This is a genomic window from Bacillus sp. DTU_2020_1000418_1_SI_GHA_SEK_038 (assembly GCF_032341175.1).
Lineage (GTDB): Bacteria > Bacillota > Bacilli > Bacillales > Cytobacillaceae > Cytobacillus.
In genome coordinates this window covers 128,109-149,095 of the sequence record NZ_CP135435.1, presented here as the reverse complement: position 1 = coordinate 149,095, position 20,987 = coordinate 128,109, and the positions used below count along the sequence as shown (strand labels likewise).

Here is a 20,987-nt window from a genome sequence, read left to right as displayed (position 1 = left end):
ACTAAAAGCAGAACAAATTGCATTAACAGTGAGATATATAACCTGACTTAAGCTTTGGTAAGAATCTCATAGCCTGTTTCGGTGATCGCAATCGTATGCTCAAAATGGGCACACATTTTGCCGTCTACCGTCACAACTGTCCAATTGTCTTCTAACGTTTTCACATATCGGCTTCCTGCATTCACCATGGGTTCAATACAAAGAACCATTCCTGGTTTTAAACGCGGGCCCTTATCTGGGGGACCATAATGAGGAATTTGCGGATCCTCATGTAAGTCTTGCCCGATTCCATGACCCACATACTCACGTACAATGGAAAAACCAAATGATTCCGCATACGTTTGAATCGCATGTGAGATGTTCGACAGACGCACACCTGGTTTAGCTTCCATAAGGCCCTTATATAATGATTCCTCGGTCACATCAAGAAGAACTTGAGTTTCCTTATCAATTGAACCTACAGGATACGTCCAAGCAGAATCACCATGATAACCGTTATATTTAGCACCGATATCAACGCTAATAATATCGCCATTCTTTAATACCCGATTACTAGGAATGCCATGGACAAGCTCATTGTTAACTGAAACACAAACGCTGCCGCGAAAGCCATTATAACCTTTAAAGGATGGAATTGCATCGTGTTTTCGAATAAACTGTTCCGCAATTGCATCTAGCTCTAACGTTGTAATGCCGGGCGCAATATGTTTTTTCAGTTCCTCATGAGTTAATGCTACGATTTTACCAGCCTCGCGCATAATTCCAATTTCACGCGGTGTTTTGCAAATGATCATTATTGCAAACCCTCAAGTAATTGGTTGACCTCAGAAAATACTTTATCTATTTCCTGCTGCCCATCAATATTGCGCAAATAACCTTTTGTTTCGTAAAAATCGAGCAGTGGTTTTGTTTGTTTAATATTAACATCTAAGCGATTCTTCACAGTTTCCTCATTATCATCAGCACGCTGATACAGCTCTCCGTTGCAGCGATCGCATACTCCCTCTTTTCCAGGAGGATTGAAAACAAGATGATAAGTAGCACCGCAATCTTTACAGATGCGACGGCCAGTAAGGCGATCCATAAGAATACTATTATCAACATCAATATTAATCACGTAGTTAATCTGTTTGTCTAGTCCCACAAGGATATTTTCTAATGCTTCTGCTTGAGCAACAGTTCGAGGAAAGCCGTCGAGCAGGAAGCCCTTCTGGCAGTCGTCCTTGGATAATCTTTCGCGGACAATGCCGATTGTTACTTCATCAGGAACAAGTTCGCCTTTGTCCATGAATGATTTTGCCTGAAGGCCAAGTTCCGTTTCATCCTTGATGGCTGCACGGAACATATCTCCAGTAGAGATATGAGGGATGCCGTATTTAGCGACAATCTTTTCTGCTTGTGTACCTTTTCCGGCACCAGGGAGCCCCATTAATACTAGGTTCATGTGAAATCCCCCTAAATATGATTGGCTTTTAGGGACCTTCGTGGTTCCCTAAAAACCAAATTATTTAATAAAGCCTTTATAGTGACGTTTAACAAGCTGAGCCTCTAGTTGCTTCATCGTTTCTAGTGCAACACCGACAACAATGAGTAAGCTAGTTCCTCCAATTTGAGCTGATTCCGGCAAGCCGGCAATATTAATGAATATAACTGGCAGAATCGCAATAGCTGTCAGGAATAAGGCACCTACAAATGTTAAACGATAGAGAACGCGCGTTAAATACTCTTGCGTATTTTTTCCTGGTCGGATGCCAGGAATATACCCACCCTGCTTCTTCAAGTTATCAGAAACCTGTTCCGGATTCACTTGAATGAAAGCATAGAAATAAGTAAAGGCAATGATAAGTACACTGTACACTACCATTCCAATTGGATGTGAGTAGTCAAATACTCGTTGAATCCAGAGTGTTACATCATTTTGCTCGAAGAACGAGGCAATTGTTCTAGGAGTAACAATAAAAGAAACAGCGAAGATAACCGGAATAACACCAGCAGCGTTTACTTTTAAAGGTAAGTGTGAGGATTGACCTCCAACAGGGCTTTTGCCTGCTACCATTCTTTTTGCATACTGAATAGGAATTTTCCTTAAAGCCTGCTGAATAAAAATGGTACCTACAATGATAGCAACAACAGCAATAGCAATTAATACGACTGTAACGATGCGAAGGAATAGCTGCTCTCCAGCATTTTCAAATTGCTGAGCGTAGATTTGGTTAAGTGTTGATGGAATACCAGCTACGATCCCAGCAAAGATGATGATAGAGATTCCATTCCCAACACCTTTAGATGTAATTTGCTCACCTAACCACATTAAAAATGCAGTTCCAGCCGTTAATACAGTTGTAATCAGAAGATAGCTTCCAATGCCTGGATTTTCAATCAGCTGCCCACCTGCCAGGTTATTAAACCCATAGGACATACCAAAACCTTGGATGAAACCAAGTACAATTGTAAAATAGCGGGTAAACTGAGCTAACTTACGACGTCCCACTTCTCCTTGCTTTGACCATTCAGTAAACTTAGGAACAACGTCCATTTGTAAAAGCTGAATGATAATGGATGCCGTGATATAAGGCATGATTCCCATTGCCAATATGGAGAAATTCATTAATGCTCCGCCGCCAAATGTATTTAGAAGACCAAATACATTAAATTGATCTTGTGACTTCAAAAACTCCGCATTCACGCCTGGTACCGGTATAAATGTACCGATGCGGAATACAACCAGCATTAAAAGGGTGAATATGATCTTTCTTCTTATATCACCCACGCGCATAAAATTGGAGATTGTCTGAAACATTAAATCACCTCAGTTTGACCGCCGGCAGCTTCAATCGCTTCCTTTGCAGCAGAGGAGAATTTATGAGCTTTAACAGTAAGCTTTTTCTCAACTTTGCCTTTTGCAAGAATCTTGATTCCTGCTTTTTCCTTGCTGACTACACCTGTTTCGATAAGAAGTTCAGGAGTTACTTCCGTTCCTTCTTCAAAACGATTTAGAGCATCAAGGTTCACTACCGCATATTCTTTACGGTTAATGTTTGTAAAACCACGTTTCGGTAAACGTTGGAATAAAGGTGTTTGACCACCCTCGAAACCAGGGCGTACTCCGCCGCCAGAACGAGCATTTTGACCTTTATGACCTTTACCAGCAGTTTTACCATTACCAGAACCGATTCCACGGCCTTTACGTTTACGCTCCCCGCGTGAACCTTCTGCAGGCTTTAATTCATGAAGTTTCATGTTGGCACCTCCTTATTTTGTAGAAGAGTGAATATTATATTTCTTTTACCGTAACAAGGTGAGCAACTTTATTGATCATTCCGCGAATAGCCGGATTATCTTGATGCTCAACTGTTTGGTGCATTTTACGTAAGCCAAGAGCTTTAACTGTTTCGCGTTGGTCCCCTGGGCGGCCAATCACGCTGCGAGTGAGGGTAATTGCTAGTTTATTCGCCATTTGATTTCCCTCCTTATCCTAACAGTTCTTCTACTGATTTACCACGTAATTTAGCTACGTCCTCAGCACGTTTTAATTGTGTTAAACCGTTCAAAGTAGCTCGAACCATATTGATTGGTGTGTTTGTTCCTAAAGATTTAGAAAGAATATCACCAATACCAGCTAATTCAAGTACCGCACGAACTGGTCCACCAGCGATAACTCCAGTACCTTCATATGCAGGTTTTAGAAGTACTTCCCCTGCACCGAAGTTACCAATAACTTGGTGAGGAATCGTTGTTCCAACCATTGGTACTTCGATTAAGTTTTTCTTAGCATCTTCAATCGCTTTACGAATTGCTTCTGGTACTTCTTGTGCTTTACCAGTACCAAAGCCGACATGACCGTTTTTGTCACCTACTACTACAAGAGCAGAGAAACGAAAACGACGTCCACCTTTAACAACCTTCGCAACACGATTAACCGTAACTACGCGTTCTTCAAGTTCAAGTTTGTTTGGATCAATACGACGCATCTTTTTGTGTCCCTCCTTTGTCTATTAAAATTCTAAACCGTTTTCGCGTGCAGCATCAGCTAATGCTTTAACGCGGCCATGATAGAGGTATCCTCCACGGTCAAATACGACAGCTTTGATGCCTTTTTCAACAGCACGCTTTGCAACTAATTCTCCGACCTTAGTCGCTGCATCAACATTGCCAGCAGATTCTAGACTTACTTCTTTATCTAAAGTAGAAGCACTTGCTAAAGTAACTCCCTTAACATCGTCAACTAATTGAGCATAAATATGCTTATTAGAGCGGAACACGTTTAAACGAGGACGAGCTTCAGTTCCAGAAAGTTTAGCGCGTACACGGCCATGTCTTTTCTTACGAACTGCATTTTTGTCAGCCTTCGTAATCATTTAAGTCACTCCTTTCGTTTACCTATGCGGCATTACTTACCAGTTTTACCTTCTTTACGACGCACATATTCGCCTTCATAACGGATACCTTTTCCTTTGTAAGGCTCTGGAGGACGAACATCACGAATGTTAGCTGCTAAAGCACCAACACGTTCTTTATTGATACCTTTAACGATAACCTTTGTGTTAGATGGAACTTCAACTTCCACGCCAGCTTCAGGTTCGATTTCAACAGGGTGAGAGTATCCTACGTTTAGTACAAGTTTAGTACCTTGCTTTTGAGCACGGTATCCGACCCCGATTAGCTCAAGACCTTTTTCAAAGCCTTTGGATACACCTTCAACCATGTTAGAAAGTAATGCACGAGTTGTACCGTGTAAAGTACGGTGTTCTTTTGACTCAGATGGACGAGAAACTGTAAGTACGCTCTCTTCCAGTTGGATCATCATGTCTGGGCTGAATGAACGAGTAAGTTCACCTTTAGGGCCCTTTACTGTAACAGTGTTTTTACTATCGATGTTAATTGTAACACCCGTTGGAACTTCAATTGGTTTTTTACCTATACGAGACATTTATTGCACCTCCATTCATTAAGAAACTCTATTACCAAACGTATGCTAAAACTTCTCCGCCAACTTGTTTTGCGCGAGCTTCTTTATCTGAAAGAACTCCTTGAGAAGTAGAAACTAGTGCAATTCCAAGGCCGTTAAGTACACGTGGAACTTCATCAGCTTTTGCATATACACGAAGTCCAGGTTTGCTAATACGCTTTAGACCAGTGATTACACGTTCGTTGTTTGAACCGTATTTTAAGAAAATGCGGATGATTCCTTGTTTGTTGTCTTCAATAAACTCAACATCGCGTACGAAACCTTCACGCTTAAGGATATCAGCGATTTCTTTTTTGATATTAGAAGCAGGAACTTCTAATTTTTCGTGACGTACCATATTCGCATTACGGATGCGAGTTAGCAAATCTGCAATTGGATCTGTCATGACCATTGTTTTTACCTCCTTCCTAAACCTATAGGTTTACCAGCTAGCTTTTTTCACGCCAGGAATTTGACCTTTATATGCTAATTCACGGAAACAGATACGGCAAAGCTTAAATTTACGGTAAACAGAATGTGGACGTCCGCAACGTTCGCAGCGTGTGTATTCTTGTACCTTGTATTTAGGCGTGCGTTTTTGTTTCGCAATCATTGACTTTTTAGCCACGTTTTCGCCTCCCTCTATTTAGCGATTACTTTTGGAACGGCATTCCAAATTGAGTTAAAAGTTCACGAGCTTCTTCATCAGTATTAGCTGTAGTTACGATAACAATATCCATACCACGAACTTTGTTTACTTTATCGTAATCAATCTCAGGGAAGATTAACTGCTCTTTAACACCTAAAGTATAGTTTCCACGTCCATCGAATGACTTTTTGGAAATTCCGCGGAAGTCACGTACACGTGGAAGTGATACAGAGACTAACTTATCGAAGAACTCATACATACGTTTTCCACGAAGTGTAACTTTAGCACCGATCGGCATACCTTCACGAAGACGGAATCCAGCGATGGAGTTTTTTGCACGAGTAACAACTGGTTTTTGACCAGCAATTAGCGCTAATTCCTCAACCGCATTGTCTAATGCTTTAGCGTTTTGAACAGCATCACCAACACCCATGTTGATAACGATTTTATCAATCGCAGGTACTTGCATAACTGATTTATAGTTGAACTTGCTCATAAGAGCAGGAGTAATTTCTTTTGTATACTTTTCTTTTAGGCGGCTCATTCATTGTACCTCCCTTCTTCTATAAACTATTTATCTAGAACTTCACCGGATTTTGTTGCTACACGTACTTTTTTGCCATCAACCGTTTTATAGCCTACCCGTGTTGGGTTGCCAGACTTAGGGTCGACAGGCATAACGTTTGACACATGAATCGGAGCCTCTTGGCTAATGATTCCGCCTTGCGGATTCACTTGGGATGGCTTGGAATGTTTTTTCACAATGTTTACTCCTTCAACAAGTACTCGGTCTTGTTTAGGGAACGCTGCAAGAATGACACCCGTTTTGCCTTTATCCTTACCAGAGATGACCATAACTTTGTCACCTTTTTTCACATGCATCAGTAAGCACCTCCTTAAAGGCAATTTAGTTTTAATTATAGAACTTCTGGAGCTAAAGAAATAATTTTCATGAAGTTGCTGTCGCGTAGTTCACGAGCAACAGGTCCGAAGATACGAGTTCCACGAGGACCCTTATCGTCACGAATAATTACACATGCGTTTTCATCAAAACGAATGTAAGTACCGTCATTACGGCGTACACCGCTCTTTGTCCGAACAACTACTGCTTTAACAACATCACCTTTTTTAACAACGCCACCTGGTGTTGCTTGTTTCACTGTACAAACGATAATATCACCGATGTTAGCGTATTTGCGGCCAGTGCCACCAAGAACTTTAATTGTAAGTACTTCACGAGCACCAGAGTTGTCTGCAACTTTCAAACGTGATTCCTGTTGAATCATGTGTGTAACCTCCCTTCGGAATTAACTCTTTTCCGAACAATTAGATAATAACTGCTTTTTCTACTACTTCTACAAGACGGAAGCGTTTTGTAGCTGAAAGCGGACGAGTTTCCATAATACGGACAATATCGCCAGTTTTCGCTGTATTTTGCTCATCATGAGCTTTGAATTTTTTAGAGTACTTAACGCGTTTACCGTATAAAGGGTGCTTTTTGTAAGTTTCAACAAGGACAGTAACGGTCTTATCCATTTTGTCTGAAACAACACGCCCAGTGTAAACTTTGCGTTGGTTGCGTTCACTCATTGTGCGAACCTCCTCTCAATTTCACTTTGAAAAACCAATTTCTCTTTCACGAATCACTGTTTTCATACGAGCGATTGATTTGCGTACTTCACGAATACGAGCTGTATTCTCAAGCTGGCCAGTCGCTAACTGAAAGCGAAGATTGAATAATTCTTCTTTTAATGATTTGACTTTTTGTTCAATTTCGGCAGTGGTAAGGTCACGAATATCATTAGCTTTCATTTGATTCACCACCAATTTCTTCTCGTTTTACAAACTTACACTTAAGCGGAAGCTTGTGTGCAGCAAGTCGAAGAGCTTCACGAGCAATTTCTTCAGAAACACCTGCAATTTCGAACATTACTTTCCCAGGCTTAACAACTGCTACCCATCCTTCAGGAGCACCCTTACCGGAACCCATTCGGACTTCTAGAGGCTTGGCAGTGTATGGCTTATGAGGGAATATTTGAATCCAAACTTTACCGCCACGTTTCATGTAACGAGTCATAGCGATACGAGCTGCTTCAATTTGACGGTTCGTGATCCATGAAGCTTCAGTAGCCTGCAGACCGAATTCACCGAAATTCACTTCTGTGCCGCCTTTTGATTGACCGCGCATATTTCCACGGTGCACACGACGATATTTTACGCGTTTAGGCAGTAACATATTATTTGCCTCCTTCCTCAGATTTCTTCTTCGTAGGAAGGACCTCTCCACGATAAATCCATACTTTCACACCAAGCTTACCGTAAGTTGTATCAGCTTCAGCTGTAGCATAATCGATATCAGCACGAAGAGTATGAAGTGGAACTGTTCCTTCGCTGTAAGATTCAGAACGAGCGATATCAGCACCGCCTAAGCGTCCAGATACCATTGTTTTGATACCTTTCGCACCAGCGCGCATTGCACGTTGAATAGTTTGTTTTTGAGCACGACGGAAAGATACGCGGTTTTCTAATTGACGAGCAATGTTTTCCGCAACTAATTTCGCATCGATATCAGCTTTTTTGATTTCAAGAATATTGATGTGTACACGTTTGCCAGTAAGTGAGTTAAGAGCTTTACGAAGTGCTTCAACTTCAGTACCACCTTTACCAATAACCATTCCTGGCTTGGCAGTGTGAATAGTGATGTTTATACGATTAGCTGCACGTTCGATTTCTACTTTTGATACAGAAGCATCGTTCAGACGCTTTGTGATGTACTCACGAACTTTAAGGTCTTCGTGTAAAAGATCAGCATAGTCTTTGCCTGCGTACCATTTTGATTCCCAATCACGGATAACACCGATACGCAAACCGACTGGATTTACTTTTTGACCCACTGATTATCCCTCCTTCTTTTCTGATAAAACGATAGTAATATGGCTAGTACGTTTGTTAATTTGGCTTGCACGGCCCATTGCACGAGGACGGAAACGTTTTAGTGTTGGTCCTTCGTCAACGAATGCTTGAGCAACCACTAAATTGTTAACGTCCATTTCGTAGTTGTGCTCAGCGTTTGCTAATGCAGATTTCAAAACTTTCTCTACGATTGGAGAAGCAGCTTTTGGAGTTAAGTTCAAAATCGCTACTGCTTCACCTACTTGCTTTCCTCGAATTAAATCTACGACTAAACGAGCTTTACGAGGAGCAATACGAACTGTTCTTGCAACAGCTTTAGCTTGCATAAGAATGCCCTCCTCTCATTAACGTCTTGTTTTCTTATCATCATTGCCATGCCCTTTGTAAGCGCGTGTTGGAGCAAATTCTCCAAGCTTGTGGCCTACCATGTCTTCAGTGACATATACAGGAACGTGTTTACGACCATCGTAAACTGCAATTGTGTGTCCGATGAATTGCGGGAAGATCGTAGAACGGCGAGACCAAGTTTTGATAACTTGTTTGCCATCAGTTTCATTTAGCTTTTCGATCTTAGTCATTAAATGATCATCAACAAAAGGTCCTTTTTTTAAGCTGCGACCCATGAGTGAACCTCCCTTCGCGATTGATCTACGGTTCCATACGTGAACCGTAGGACAATCCCGTTATTTTTTACGGCGGCGAACAATAAACTTATCCGACTTGTTTGATTTTTTGCGTGTTTTGAAACCAAGTGTTGGTTTGCCCCAAGGAGTCATTGGAGACTTACGTCCGATTGGTGAACGTCCTTCACCACCACCGTGTGGGTGATCGTTAGGGTTCATTACAGATCCACGAACAGCTGGGCGCTTACCTAACCAGCGGGAACGTCCTGCTTTACCGATGTTAATAAGCTCGTGTTGCTCGTTACCAACTTGGCCGATAGTTGCACGGCAAGTAGCAAGGATCATACGTACTTCGCCAGAGTTTAGACGAACAAGAACATATTTACCTTCTTTACCAAGAACTTGAGCAGAAGTACCTGCAGAACGGACTAATTGTCCACCTTTACCAGGCTTTAACTCGATGTTATGGATTACAGTACCCATTGGAATGTTTGTTAATGGCAGAGCGTTACCCACTTTAATGTCAGCCTCTGGACCAGACATTACTTCCATACCTACTTCTAGGTTTTTAGGAGCTAGGATGTAGCGCTTTTCACCATCTACATAGTTAATTAGTGCAATTCTTGATGAACGGTTTGGATCGTACTCGATCGTAGCAACGCGTCCTGGAATGCCATCTTTGTTACGTTTAAAGTCGATAATACGATACTGGCGTTTATGACCGCCGGCTTGATGACGAACAGTTATCTTACCTTGGTTGTTGCGGCCTGCTTTTTTATTTAATGGAGCTAACAGGGACTTTTCGGGCTTATCAGTAGTGATTTCTTCGAAAGTGAAACCTGTCATGCCGCGACGACCGTTAGAGGTAGGTTTATACTTTTTAATCGCCATTTTATTCCCTCCTCTTCAATTAATATTAAACTTCAAAGAATTCTATTTCTTTGCTGTCAGCTGTTAATTTAACAATTGCTTTACGACGTTTGTTTGTGTATCCGCCAAAACGTCCCATACGCTTGAATTTACCTTTGTAGTTCATAACGTTTACTTTCTCAACTTTAACACCGAAGATAGTTTCTACAGCATCTTTAACTTGAGTTTTATTAGCTCTAACGTCAACTTCAAACGTATATTTTTTATCTGCCATTAAATCAGAAGAAGCTTCAGTAATTACGGGGCGCTTAATGATATCGCGTGCATCCATTATGCAAGCACCTCCTCTACTTTTTCAACTGCTGCCTTCGTCATGATTAATTTATCATGATTTAAAACGTCCAGAACGTTGATTCCTGTAGCAGTTACAACAGTTACACCAGGAATGTTACGAGCAGATAATGCTACGTTTTCATCAAGGTCAGCTGTTACAATAAGTGCTTTGGATTCAATAGAAAGACCTTTTAAAACACCTTTAAAGTCTTTTGTTTTTGGAGTTTCGAAAGCAAGGCTTTCTAATACTAAAATGTTTTCTGCTAACACTTTAGAAGATAATGCTGATTTGATCGCTAAGCGACGAACTTTTTTAGGAAGCTTATAGCTGTAGCTACGTGGAACAGGACCAAACACAGTACCACCGCCACGCCATTGTGGTGAACGGATAGAACCTTGACGAGCACGGCCAGTGCCTTTTTGGCGCCATGGCTTGCGACCGCCGCCTGCTACTTCAGATCGAATTTTAGTTTTGTGAGTTCCTTGACGTAAAGAAGCTCTTTGCATAACAACCGCTTCGAATAAAACGTGGTTATTAGGCTCAATACCAAAGATCGTATCATTAAGCTCGATTTCACCAACTTGAGATCCGCTTTGGTTAAATAATGCTACTTTCGGCATTCTTATTTCCTCCTTTCCGACTTATTACTATGCTTTAACCGCACTTTTGATTTTTAATAAAGCTTTTTTAGCTCCAGGTACATTACCTTTGATTAGTAAAAGGTTGCGTTCAACGTCAACTTTTACAATTTCAAGATTTTGTACTGTCACTTGCTCTCCACCCATGCGTCCAGGTAATAATTTACCCTTGAATACACGGTTTGGAGCAACAGGACCCATTGAACCGACACGACGGTGGTAACGTGAACCGTGGGACATTGGTCCGCGTGATTGTCCGTGGCGTTTAATGGCGCCTTGGAAACCTTTACCTTTTGAGATTCCTGTTACATCAACAGTTTCACCTGCTGCAAAAATATCAACTTTGACTTCTTGACCAACTTCATATTCTCCTAAATTTACTCCGCGTAACTCACGAACGAAGCGCTTAGGAGCAGTGTTAGCTTTAGCAACATGGCCCTTTTCAGGTTTGTTAGATAGCTTTTCACGTTTGTCATCAAATCCGACTTGGATTGCTTCATAGCCATCAGTTTCAACTGATTTCTTTTGAAGAACAACGTTAGCAGCTGCCTCAACTACTGTTACCGGGATTAAATCACCGTTTTCAGCAAACACTTGAGTCATACCAATCTTTCTTCCTAAGATTCCTTTGGTCATTTCAGTCACACCTCCTAGATAGTTAAGTTAAATTTATTTCATTAAAGTTTGATTTCGATATCTACACCTGATGGTAAATCTAAACGCATTAGTGAATCTACCGTTTGTGGTGTTGGGTTAACGATGTCGATTAGACGTTTGTGCGTACGCATTTCGAACTGCTCACGAGAATCTTTGTACTTATGAACCGCACGAAGGATTGTGTAGATAGACTTTTCAGTCGGTAATGGAATCGGACCAGATACAGCCGCACCAGAACGTTTTGCAGTCTCAACAATCTTTTCAGCAGATTGATCAAGGATTCTGTGATCATACGCTTTTAAACGAATACGAATTTTTTGTTTTGCCATTATTTTCCCTCCTTTTCGCCTATTTTAAAATAGACATTCTCCGTGAAAATTTCCCACACACTCGCCATGGCAAAGCGGCCGGGTGTGTCAGCAACCTTTCACTTCATCGCAGTCAAAGACCAACATTGTCTATTATACAGAAAACACAAGTGAATTGCAACAGTAAATACTGCAATTTCTAGATGTCTTTCACACTCGTATTATTATAGCGGCATTCATTCATTTTTTCAAGCGTGACTGGAAGAATCCAATAATTTCATAAATCTATTTTCAATTCATTTTGATATCAGCAATAATTTTATTCAACATATATTTATAGAAGAAACAGAGTTATTTCCTTAGCCTCTATAAAAAAACGCAAAATAAAAAACCAGATGGATCGTCACCCACCTGGTTTCTATCATTAATTATTATTCAACGATTGTAGCAACAACGCCAGCGCCTACTGTACGTCCACCTTCACGAATTGAGAACTTAGTTCCTTCTTCGATAGCGATTGGAGCGATAAGCTCAACGTGCATTTCAATGTTATCTCCAGGCATAACCATTTCTACGCCTTCAGGAAGATTACAAATACCAGTTACGTCAGTTGTACGGAAGTAGAACTGAGGACGGTAGTTAGTGAAGAATGGAGTATGACGTCCACCCTCTTCTTTAGATAATACGTAAACTTCAGCTTTGAAAACTGTGTGTGGCTTGATTGTACCTGGCTTAGCAAGCACTTGTCCACGTTGGATATCTTCACGTGCTACACCACGAAGAAGAGCACCAATGTTATCTCCAGCTTCAGCGTAATCTAGTAATTTACGGAACATTTCAACTCCAGTAACTGTAGTTGATTTTGGCTCTTCTGTGAAACCAGTGATTTCAACAACGTCTCCAACTTTAACTACTCCACGCTCAACACGTCCAGTAGCAACAGTTCCACGACCAGTGATTGAGAATACGTCCTCAACTGGCATCATGAATGGCTTGTCAGTGTCACGAGTTGGGTTTGGAACATACTCATCGACAGCAGCCATAAGCTCAACGATTTTTTCTTCCCATGCTTCTTCACCTTCAAGAGCTTTAAGAGCAGAACCTTTAACTACAGGAATGTCATCTCCTGGGAAGTCGTATTCTGAAAGAAGGTCACGAACTTCCATTTCTACTAATTCAAGAAGCTCTTCATCGTCAACCATGTCACACTTGTTCATGAATACAACAAGGTAAGGTACACCTACTTGACGAGAAAGAAGGATGTGCTCACGAGTTTGTGGCATTGGGCCGTCAGCAGCAGATACTACTAGGATACCGCCGTCCATTTGAGCAGCACCAGTGATCATGTTTTTAACGTAGTCAGCGTGTCCTGGGCAATCAACGTGTGCATAGTGACGGTTTTCAGTTTCGTACTCAACGTGAGAAGTTGAGATAGTAATTCCACGCTCTTTTTCTTCTGGAGCGTTATCGATTTGGTCGTAACCTTTTGCTTCTCCACCCATTTTCTTTGCAAGAACAGTAGTGATAGCAGCAGTTAAAGTAGTTTTACCATGGTCAACGTGTCCGATTGTACCAATGTTAACATGGGGTTTTGAACGGTCAAATTTAGCTTTAGCCATTAGGAAAATCCTCCTTTAATATATAAAAATTAAGTATTTTTGAGCTGCGAAAAGGTAAATCCTTTTCGCAGCCATGATGCCTACAATAGTAGTTATACTTGATTAAAAAGGTAAAATCAATTACTTTTATTCACCTTTGTGTTTTTTGATAATTTCTTCAGAAATTGATTTTGGCACTTCTTCGTAATGATCAAATGTCATAGAGAATACACCACGACCTTGTGTGCTTGAACGTAATGAAGTAGCGTAACCAAACATTTCTGAAAGTGGAACCATTGCACGAACAACTTGAGCGTTGCCGCGTGCTTCCATACCTTCAACGCGACCACGGCGTGAAGTAACGTTACCCATAATATCTCCCATGTATTCTTCAGGAATAATAACTTCAACCTTCATTACCGGCTCAAGAATTACAGGGTTACATTTTGACGCAGCATTTTTTAACGCCATTGATGCAGCGATTTTAAATGCCATTTCAGATGAGTCAACATCATGGTATGATCCATCAAATAATTTAGCTTTAATATCAACTAATGGGAATCCAGCAAGAACTCCTCTGTCAAGCGCATCTTCAAGACCTGCTTGTACAGGTGCGATATACTCACGAGGAACAACCCCACCAACGATAGCATTTTCAAACTCGAAACCTTTACCTTCTTCGTTTGGAGAGAATTCAATCCAAACGTGACCATATTGTCCACGTCCACCAGATTGGCGAGCAAATTTACCTTCAACTGAAGCTGAACCGCGGAATGTTTCACGGTATGCAACCTGAGGTGCACCAACGTTAGCTTCCACTTTAAATTCACGACGCATACGATCAACAAGGATATCAAGGTGAAGCTCACCCATACCTGCAATAATTACTTCTCCAGTTTCCTGGTCAGTATGTGCGCGGAATGTCGGATCTTCTTCTTGAAGTTTTTGAAGAGCTGTTGTCATTTTATCTTGGTCAGCCTTAGTTTTTGGCTCAATAGATAATTGAATAACTGGCTCTGGGAATTCCATTGATTCTAAGATAACAGGAGATTTTTCATCACAAAGTGTATCCCCTGTAGTCGTGTCTTTCAAACCTACAGCTGCTGCGATATCTCCAGCATGTACAATCGAAATCTCTTCACGTGAGTTAGCATGCATTTGCAGAATACGTCCTACACGCTCACGCTTACCTTTCGTTGAGTTTTTCACATATGAACCTGAGTTCAATGTACCAGAGTAAACACGGAAGAATGTAAGTTTACCAACATAAGGGTCAGTCATAACTTTAAATGCAAGAGCAGAGAATGGCTCTTCATCATCTGCATGACGTTCTGTTGCTTCATCTGTTTCTGGGTTCACACCATTAATAGCAGGAATGTCCAGAGGAGATGGAAGGTAATCAACTGCTGCATCAAGAACTTTTTGAACACCTTTGTTTTTGAAAGCAGTTCCGCACAATACTGGATAGAATTCAACACTTAAAGTACCTTTACGAATCGCTGCTTTTAGCTCTTCCTTAGTGATTTCTTCTCCACCAAGATACTTTTCCATTAAATCTTCATCGAATTCAGATACTGCTTCTATTAACTTTTCGCGGTATTCTTCGGCTTGAGCTTGATATTCTTCTGGGATTTCTCCAACTTGAATATCAGTTCCAAGATCGTTGTTGTAGAATGTAGCGTCCATTTCAACTAAGTCAATGATACCTCTGAATGTATCTTCAGCACCAATTGGTAGTTGGATCGCTGCTGCATTCGCTTGTAAACGATCATGAAGTGTGCTGATAGAATATAAGAAATCCGCACCAAGTTTATCCATTTTGTTTACGAAAACAATACGTGGTACGCCGTAAGTTGTAGCTTGGCGCCATACTGTTTCAGTTTGTGGTTCTACCCCAGATTGAGCATCAAGTACAGTTACTGCACCATCAAGTACACGAAGTGAACGTTCAACTTCAACTGTGAAGTCTACGTGTCCTGGTGTATCGATGATGTTTACGCGGTGACCTTTCCATTGTGCAGTTGTTGCTGCAGATGTAATTGTGATCCCACGCTCCTGCTCTTGCTCCATCCAGTCCATCTGAGCTCCACCTTCGTGTGTTTCACCGATTTTGTGGATTTTTCCTGTGTAGTACAGAATTCGCTCAGTTGTTGTTGTTTTACCGGCATCAATGTGTGCCATGATCCCGATATTACGAGTATTTTCTAAGGAGAACTCTCTTGCCATTGGGTCTTTCTCCTTCCTAGTATGAGTAATATTTTGTATTGAGAATAAATTCTACCAGCGATAATGAGCAAATGCTTTGTTAGCTTCTGCCATTTTGTGAGTGTCTTCACGTTTCTTAACTGATGCACCAGTATTGTTAGCTGCATCAAGAATTTCGTTTGCTAAACGCTCTTCCATCGTCTTTTCTCCACGTAGACGAGAGTAGTTTACTAACCAGCGAAGACCAAGAGTTGTACGACGATCTGGACGCACCTCTACTGGTACTTGGTAGTTTGATCCGCCGACACGGCGTGCTTTTACTTCAAGTACAGGCATGATGTTCTTAAGCGCTTGATCGAAAACTTCCATTGGCTCTTTTCCAGCGCGCTCGCTAATAATATTAAATGCTGAGTAAAGAATTGCTTGAGATTTACCTCTCTTACCGTCAACCATCATTTTGTTGATAAGTTTGCTAACAAGCTTTGAGTTGTAAATCGGATCCGGTAATACGTCTCTTTTTGCTATAGGACCTTTACGTGGCATATTATTTCCTCCTTTCAAAAATTCTTTTCTTTATTTTATTGAAATTATTTTTTCGCTGCTTTTGGTTTCTTCTGACCGTATTTAGAACGACTTTGCATACGGTTAGCAACACCAGCTGTGTCTAATGCTCCACGAACGATATGGTAACGTACCCCCGGTAAGTCCTTTACACGTCCGCCGCGAATTAGAACAACACTGTGTTCTTGCAGGTTATGACCGATACCAGGAATATAAGCATTAACCTCGATTCCGTTAGATAAACGCACACGAGCATATTTACGTAATGCTGAGTTTGGTTTTTTTGGAGTCATTGTACCAACACGAGTACATACACCGCGTTTTTGTGGTGAAGAAACATTTGTTTGTGCTTTTTTGAAGCTGTTATAGCCTTTGTTTAGCGCAGGTGATTTTGATTTATCCTCTTTTGTTTGACGAGGCTTGCGCACTAATTGGTTAATTGTAGGCATTGAATTGTCCTCCCTTCACTATTTTGTTAAGCCCACACATCCAGGTGGTTCATTTTGTTGCAAAAAACAAAGTCTTTGCAGAGCCATTCTACAAAAACAGTTTTTAAATGATAATCGCAACAGCTGCTGCACCAACATCTATCCCACATGCTTTTCCAAGCTTTTTCATGGAGTCTACATAGAGAATCGGAACATTTACCTCAGTTGCTTTACTTGCCACTTTCGCTATCACTTTCGGATCCGCGTCTTTGGCAATGACAATTTCTTTAATTGTTCCTGCTTGCAGTGCTTTCACTGTTTGCCTAGTTCCTATTATTATACCTTTTGCCTGCAATACTTTTTCATAAGACATATGTGACATCCTCCAAAGTATCCAGTTAATAGGAGCACCTTTGCTATATTACCATCTTCATTTTCCGATGTCAACAATCAAACTTATATTTTTAAAAATTAAATGATGAAGTAACTTCAAAAAAACGGTACTGGCCAAGCAATTGAGCCAGCACCGATCATTTAAATTTATTCTACAGGAAGTGCATCCTCAGCCGCTTCTTCCTTCGTGTAAGGTTCTGCTCTGCGATATCGCTGCATTCCTGTTCCAGCTGGGACTAGCTTACCAATGATAACATTTTCCTTTAATCCCAGTAACTCATCGCGTTTTCCTTTAATTGCCGCATCTGTAAGAACTCTTGTTGTTTCTTGGAATGATGCAGCAGATAGGAATGAATCTGTTTCAAGAGATGCCTTCGTGATTCCCAGTAAAACTGGACGTCCTGTAGCAGGTAGTTTACCAGCAAGAAGCGCTTTTTCATTAGCATCTGTAAACTGATGAATGTCAAGAAGAGTCCCTGGCAATACATCTGTTTCAGCAGCATCAATGACACGTACTTTACGAAGCATTTGGCGGACCATTACTTCGATGTGCTTGTCACCAATTTCAACCCCTTGCATACGATAAACCTTCTGTACTTCGCGTAATAAGTATTCTTGAACAGCCGTGACGTCCTTCACTCTGATTAATTCCTTCGGATCAATCGAACCCTCTGTTAACTCCTGTCCGCGTTCTACTTGGTCATTCACTGCTACTTTAAGACGAGCAGTGTATGGCGCTGAGTATGTGCGGGATTCCACTTCACCTTGGACAACTATCTCATGCTGGCGGTCTCTGCCTTCATTAATTCCTACTACAACACCTTCAATTTCAGAAATGACAGCTACCCCTTTAGGGTTACGTGCTTCAAACAATTCCTGGATACGCGGCAAACCTTGTGTAATATCGTCTCCCGCAACCCCTCCAGTATGGAATGTACGCATCGTTAACTGTGTTCCAGGTTCACCGATAGATTGAGCAGCAATAATACCTACTGCCTCTCCTACTTCAACCTCTTGACCTGTTGCTAGATTGCGACCGTAACATTTCTTACATACGCCGTGGCGCGTGTTACAAGTAAATGCTGAACGGATCCATACTTGTTCAATGTTTGCTTCTGTAACCTCTTGAGCAAGATCTTCAGTAATTAGACCATTTTCAGGCACAATTACTTCTTTCGTTTCCGGATGTTTAATAGCCCTTCTTGCATGTCGCCCAATTAGACGTTCTTCAAGAGTTTCAATTACTTCCGTGCCGTCTTTCAATGAACTGATTAATAAGCCTCTATCTGTACCACAATCATCTTCACGAACAATGACGTCTTGAGCCACGTCTACTAGTCGGCGTGTTAAATAACCTGAGTCCGCCGTTTTTAGTGCTGTATCGGCTAGACCTTTACGAGCACCGTGAGTAGAAATAAAGTATTCCAATACGGTCAAGCCTTCACGGAAACTTGATCTAATAGGCAACTCAATAATTCGACCGGCCGGGTTCGCCATCAGTCCGCGCATACCCGCTAACTGGGTAAAGTTAGACGCGTTACCACGGGCTCCGGAATCACTCATCATGAAGATTGGGTTTGATTTATCTAGTGATCTCATCAATTTTTCTTGAATAGTGTCTTTCGCAGCACTCCAAATAGAGATAACACGATCATAACGCTCATCCTCTGTAATAAGACCGCGTCTAAACTGCTTCATAACATTATCAACTTTTACTTGCGCCTCTTGGATAATCTGCTCTTTTTCACCAAGTACTACAATATCAGAAACACCAACTGTAATACCTGCTTTTGTAGAGTACTTAAATCCAAGGTCTTTCATGCGGTCAAGCATTTTTGATGTTTCAGTGATTTTATACCGTTTGAAAACTTCGGCAATAATATTACCAAGAATCTTCTTCTTAAATGGATCCACAAGCGGCATTTCACGAATAACCGAAAGTACTTCTTGCCCTTTTTCCACAAAATATTTAGCTGGAGTTTCTTCCTCTAAATTTTGTCTTGTAGGCTCGTTTATATAAGGGAATGACGCTGGTAAAATCTCATTAAAAATAAGTTTCCCTACTGTTGTAATAAGAAGCTTCTGATTTTGCTCCGGTGTAAATGTTGGATTTTTCAAAGAACCAGCATGAACTGCCACACGTGTATGTAGGTGGACATATCCATTCTGATACGCAAGCAACGCTTCATTAATATCCTTGAAAATCATACCTTCTCCAACAGCGCCATCTCTTTCTAGAGTCAGGTAATAGTTTCCTAATACCATGTCCTGAGAAGGAGTAACGACTGGTTTTCCATCTTTCGGATTCAGAATGTTTTGGGCTGCAAGCATTAATAGACGCGCTTCAGCTTGTGCTTCTGATGAAAGTGGAACGTGAACTGCCATTTGGTCACCATCGAAGTCAGCGTTATAGGCTGTACAAACGAGTGGATGAAGGCGAATAGCACGGCCTTCAACTAATGTTGGTTCAAACGCTTGAATGCCCAATCTATGAAGAGTAGGGGCACGGTTAAGAAGAACTGGATGTTCTTTAATAACACTTTCTAAAACATCCCAAACCTCTGGCTGAACACGTTCAATTTTGCGTTTGGCCGATTTAATATTATGAGATAAGCCCTTCTCGACTAACTCTTTCATAACGAATGGCTTGAAAAGCTCTAATGCCATTTCTTTCGGAAGTCCGCACTGATACATCTTTAAGTTAGGTCCAACAACGATAACCGAACGGCCAGAGTAGTCAACACGTTTCCCTAATAGGTTTTGACGGAAGCGTCCTTGCTTACCTTTTAACATGTGGGATAGTGATTTTAATGGACGGTTACCAGGCCCTGTAACAGGTCTGCCGCGACGGCCATTATCAATTAATGCATCCACAGCTTCTTGAAGCATGCGCTTTTCGTTTTGAACAATGATACTAGGCGCACCAAGATCCAATAAGCGCTTTAGACGATTATTTCTATTAATCACACGGCGGTATAAATCATTTAGGTCAGATGTTGCGAAACGGCCGCCATCAAGCTGAACCATCGGGCGGAGCTCCGGTGGGATAACAGGGAGCACATCAAGGATCATCCAAGAAGGCTCATTGCCTGAACCACGGAAAGCCTCCAGTACTTCTAAACGCTTAATCGCACGTGTTCTTCGCTGTCCTTGTGCGGTTCTAAGTTCATCTTTTAAAATATCAACTTCTTTATTTAAATCAATATCAGAAAGAAGCTTTTTAATGGACTCAGCACCCATCGAAGCTTGAAACTTATTGCCGTATTTTTCACGATATGCCCGGTATTCCTTTTCTGAAAGCAATTGCTTTCTTTCAAGGGCTGTGTCGCCCGCATCAGTCACTACGTAAGACGCAAAGTAAATGACTTCTTCCAGCGCACGAGGAGACATATCAAGAACAAGTCCCATTCTGCTTGGGATTCCTTTGAAATACCAGATGTGGGAAACAGGAGCAGCTAGCTCAATATGACCCATTCTTTCTCGACGTACCTTTGCACGCGTTACTTCAACGCCGCATCGGTCACAGACTACACCTTTATAGCGTACACGTTTATATTTTCCGCAATGACATTCCCAGTCCTTTGTTGGTCCGAAAATACGCTCACAGAATAAACCGTCTTTTTCTGGTTTTAACGTACGATAGTTGATCGTTTCAGGCTTTTTTACCTCACCATGTGACCATGAACGGATCTTATCTGGTGAAGCAAGACCGATTTTCATATACTCAAAATTGTTTACATCTAGCAAGGGGCCTACCTCCCTTTTTATCTCCGGGCTATGCCCATTTTGCCCATAAAAAGCAATTGGGGTGCAATTTTAATGTTCCAGCCCCGCTTAAATAAGCGAAGGCTGTGAACTAATA

At 41.3% G+C, this 20,987-nt stretch carries 30 protein-coding genes; all 30 read right to left on the bottom strand.

Annotated elements, in window-relative coordinates:
* Positions 1-47: 47 nt before the first annotated feature.
* A complete protein-coding gene (gene map / locus RRV45_RS00795) occupies positions 48-794 on the bottom strand; it encodes a type I methionyl aminopeptidase (RefSeq protein WP_315666885.1) in 747 nt (248 codons plus the stop codon).
* Complete coding sequence (locus RRV45_RS00790) at positions 794-1,444, bottom strand: adenylate kinase (RefSeq protein ID WP_315666884.1); 651 nt, start codon at positions 1,442-1,444, stop codon at positions 794-796. Before RRV45_RS00790 ends, map begins: the two co-directional genes overlap by 1 nt.
* Before the next feature lie 60 nt (positions 1,445-1,504).
* Positions 1,505-2,800 (bottom strand): preprotein translocase subunit SecY, encoded by a 1,296-nt coding sequence (gene secY, locus RRV45_RS00785; protein WP_315666883.1) that lies wholly within the window; start codon positions 2,798-2,800, stop codon positions 1,505-1,507.
* Positions 2,800-3,240, bottom strand: a complete 441-nt coding sequence (gene rplO / locus RRV45_RS00780) for a 50S ribosomal protein L15 (RefSeq protein ID WP_315666882.1) — start codon at positions 3,238-3,240, stop codon at positions 2,800-2,802. The genes secY and rplO overlap by 1 nt, the downstream gene beginning before the upstream one ends.
* A 34-nt stretch (positions 3,241-3,274) precedes the next feature.
* A complete protein-coding gene (gene rpmD / locus RRV45_RS00775; RefSeq protein WP_315666881.1) occupies positions 3,275-3,457 on the bottom strand; it encodes a 50S ribosomal protein L30 in 183 nt (60 codons plus the stop codon).
* A 13-nt stretch (positions 3,458-3,470) separates the two neighbouring features.
* On the bottom strand, positions 3,471-3,971 hold the full coding sequence (gene rpsE / locus RRV45_RS00770; protein ID WP_315666880.1) for a 30S ribosomal protein S5: 501 nt from the start codon (positions 3,969-3,971) through the stop codon (positions 3,471-3,473).
* Between the two features lie 24 nt (positions 3,972-3,995).
* Positions 3,996-4,358, bottom strand: coding sequence for a 50S ribosomal protein L18 (gene rplR / locus RRV45_RS00765; protein ID WP_315666879.1), 363 nt, complete (start codon positions 4,356-4,358; stop codon positions 3,996-3,998).
* A 32-nt stretch (positions 4,359-4,390) separates the two neighbouring features.
* Positions 4,391-4,930 carry a 50S ribosomal protein L6 gene (gene rplF / locus RRV45_RS00760; RefSeq protein ID WP_315666878.1) on the bottom strand — a complete coding sequence of 180 codons (540 nt, stop codon included), beginning with the start codon at positions 4,928-4,930 and terminating at the stop codon, positions 4,391-4,393.
* Between the two features lie 31 nt (positions 4,931-4,961).
* Positions 4,962-5,360 (bottom strand): 30S ribosomal protein S8, encoded by a 399-nt coding sequence (rpsH, locus tag RRV45_RS00755; protein WP_066301490.1) that lies wholly within the window; start codon positions 5,358-5,360, stop codon positions 4,962-4,964.
* Between the two features lie 30 nt (positions 5,361-5,390).
* Positions 5,391-5,576 carry a 30S ribosomal protein S14 gene (gene rpsN, locus RRV45_RS00750; protein WP_009499044.1) on the bottom strand — a complete coding sequence of 62 codons (186 nt, stop codon included), beginning with the start codon at positions 5,574-5,576 and terminating at the stop codon, positions 5,391-5,393.
* A 25-nt stretch (positions 5,577-5,601) separates the two neighbouring features.
* The gene (gene rplE, locus RRV45_RS00745) at positions 5,602-6,141 is read right to left on the bottom strand and encodes a 50S ribosomal protein L5 (RefSeq protein WP_315666877.1); all 540 of its coding nucleotides are present in this window, start codon (positions 6,139-6,141) and stop codon (positions 5,602-5,604) included.
* A gap of 26 nt (positions 6,142-6,167) precedes the next feature.
* Entirely contained in the window at positions 6,168-6,479 is a 312-nt protein-coding gene (rplX, locus tag RRV45_RS00740; RefSeq protein WP_066301496.1) for a 50S ribosomal protein L24, read from the bottom strand.
* Positions 6,480-6,514: 35 nt separating this feature from the next.
* Positions 6,515-6,883 (bottom strand): 50S ribosomal protein L14, encoded by a 369-nt coding sequence (gene rplN / locus RRV45_RS00735; protein WP_066301501.1) that lies wholly within the window; start codon positions 6,881-6,883, stop codon positions 6,515-6,517.
* 40 nt (positions 6,884-6,923) lie between these two features.
* Positions 6,924-7,187 (bottom strand): 30S ribosomal protein S17, encoded by a 264-nt coding sequence (rpsQ, locus tag RRV45_RS00730; protein WP_066301504.1) that lies wholly within the window; start codon positions 7,185-7,187, stop codon positions 6,924-6,926.
* A 21-nt stretch (positions 7,188-7,208) separates the two neighbouring features.
* On the bottom strand, positions 7,209-7,409 hold the full coding sequence (gene rpmC, locus RRV45_RS00725) for a 50S ribosomal protein L29 (protein ID WP_057776544.1): 201 nt from the start codon (positions 7,407-7,409) through the stop codon (positions 7,209-7,211).
* Positions 7,399-7,833, bottom strand: coding sequence for a 50S ribosomal protein L16 (gene rplP, locus RRV45_RS00720; protein WP_315666876.1), 435 nt, complete (start codon positions 7,831-7,833; stop codon positions 7,399-7,401). Before rplP ends, rpmC begins: the two co-directional genes overlap by 11 nt.
* A 1-nt stretch (position 7,834) precedes the next feature.
* Positions 7,835-8,491 (bottom strand): 30S ribosomal protein S3, encoded by a 657-nt coding sequence (rpsC, locus tag RRV45_RS00715; protein ID WP_315666875.1) that lies wholly within the window; start codon positions 8,489-8,491, stop codon positions 7,835-7,837.
* A 3-nt stretch (positions 8,492-8,494) separates the two neighbouring features.
* Positions 8,495-8,836 carry a 50S ribosomal protein L22 gene (gene rplV, locus RRV45_RS00710; protein WP_009336582.1) on the bottom strand — a complete coding sequence of 114 codons (342 nt, stop codon included), beginning with the start codon at positions 8,834-8,836 and terminating at the stop codon, positions 8,495-8,497.
* A gap of 18 nt (positions 8,837-8,854) precedes the next feature.
* Positions 8,855-9,133: a 30S ribosomal protein S19 gene (gene rpsS / locus RRV45_RS00705; RefSeq protein WP_066301517.1), complete on the bottom strand. Its 279-nt coding sequence runs from the start codon at positions 9,131-9,133 to the stop codon at positions 8,855-8,857.
* Between the two features lie 60 nt (positions 9,134-9,193).
* Complete coding sequence (rplB, locus tag RRV45_RS00700) at positions 9,194-10,024, bottom strand: 50S ribosomal protein L2 (protein ID WP_315666874.1); 831 nt, start codon at positions 10,022-10,024, stop codon at positions 9,194-9,196.
* Between the two features lie 25 nt (positions 10,025-10,049).
* Complete coding sequence (gene rplW / locus RRV45_RS00695) at positions 10,050-10,337, bottom strand: 50S ribosomal protein L23 (RefSeq protein ID WP_315668898.1); 288 nt, start codon at positions 10,335-10,337, stop codon at positions 10,050-10,052.
* The gene (gene rplD, locus RRV45_RS00690) at positions 10,334-10,957 is read right to left on the bottom strand and encodes a 50S ribosomal protein L4 (protein WP_315666873.1); all 624 of its coding nucleotides are present in this window, start codon (positions 10,955-10,957) and stop codon (positions 10,334-10,336) included. Before rplD ends, rplW begins: the two co-directional genes overlap by 4 nt.
* Before the next feature lie 27 nt (positions 10,958-10,984).
* Complete coding sequence (rplC, locus tag RRV45_RS00685) at positions 10,985-11,611, bottom strand: 50S ribosomal protein L3 (protein WP_315666872.1); 627 nt, start codon at positions 11,609-11,611, stop codon at positions 10,985-10,987.
* Between the two features lie 41 nt (positions 11,612-11,652).
* The gene (rpsJ, locus tag RRV45_RS00680) at positions 11,653-11,961 is read right to left on the bottom strand and encodes a 30S ribosomal protein S10 (RefSeq protein WP_009336571.1); all 309 of its coding nucleotides are present in this window, start codon (positions 11,959-11,961) and stop codon (positions 11,653-11,655) included.
* Positions 11,962-12,371: 410 nt separating this feature from the next.
* Entirely contained in the window at positions 12,372-13,559 is a 1,188-nt protein-coding gene (gene tuf / locus RRV45_RS00675; protein ID WP_315666871.1) for an elongation factor Tu, read from the bottom strand.
* A 126-nt stretch (positions 13,560-13,685) separates the two neighbouring features.
* A complete protein-coding gene (gene fusA, locus RRV45_RS00670) occupies positions 13,686-15,764 on the bottom strand; it encodes an elongation factor G (protein ID WP_315666870.1) in 2,079 nt (692 codons plus the stop codon).
* 51 nt (positions 15,765-15,815) lie between these two features.
* Positions 15,816-16,286, bottom strand: a complete 471-nt coding sequence (rpsG, locus tag RRV45_RS00665; protein WP_315666869.1) for a 30S ribosomal protein S7 — start codon at positions 16,284-16,286, stop codon at positions 15,816-15,818.
* A gap of 44 nt (positions 16,287-16,330) precedes the next feature.
* Positions 16,331-16,753: a 30S ribosomal protein S12 gene (rpsL, locus tag RRV45_RS00660; protein WP_315666868.1), complete on the bottom strand. Its 423-nt coding sequence runs from the start codon at positions 16,751-16,753 to the stop codon at positions 16,331-16,333.
* Between the two features lie 103 nt (positions 16,754-16,856).
* Positions 16,857-17,105 carry a 50S ribosomal protein L7ae-like protein gene (locus RRV45_RS00655; RefSeq protein WP_315666867.1) on the bottom strand — a complete coding sequence of 83 codons (249 nt, stop codon included), beginning with the start codon at positions 17,103-17,105 and terminating at the stop codon, positions 16,857-16,859.
* A 167-nt stretch (positions 17,106-17,272) separates the two neighbouring features.
* On the bottom strand, positions 17,273-20,872 hold the full coding sequence (gene rpoC, locus RRV45_RS00650) for a DNA-directed RNA polymerase subunit beta' (protein WP_315666866.1): 3,600 nt from the start codon (positions 20,870-20,872) through the stop codon (positions 17,273-17,275).
* Positions 20,873-20,987 lie beyond the last annotated feature (115 nt).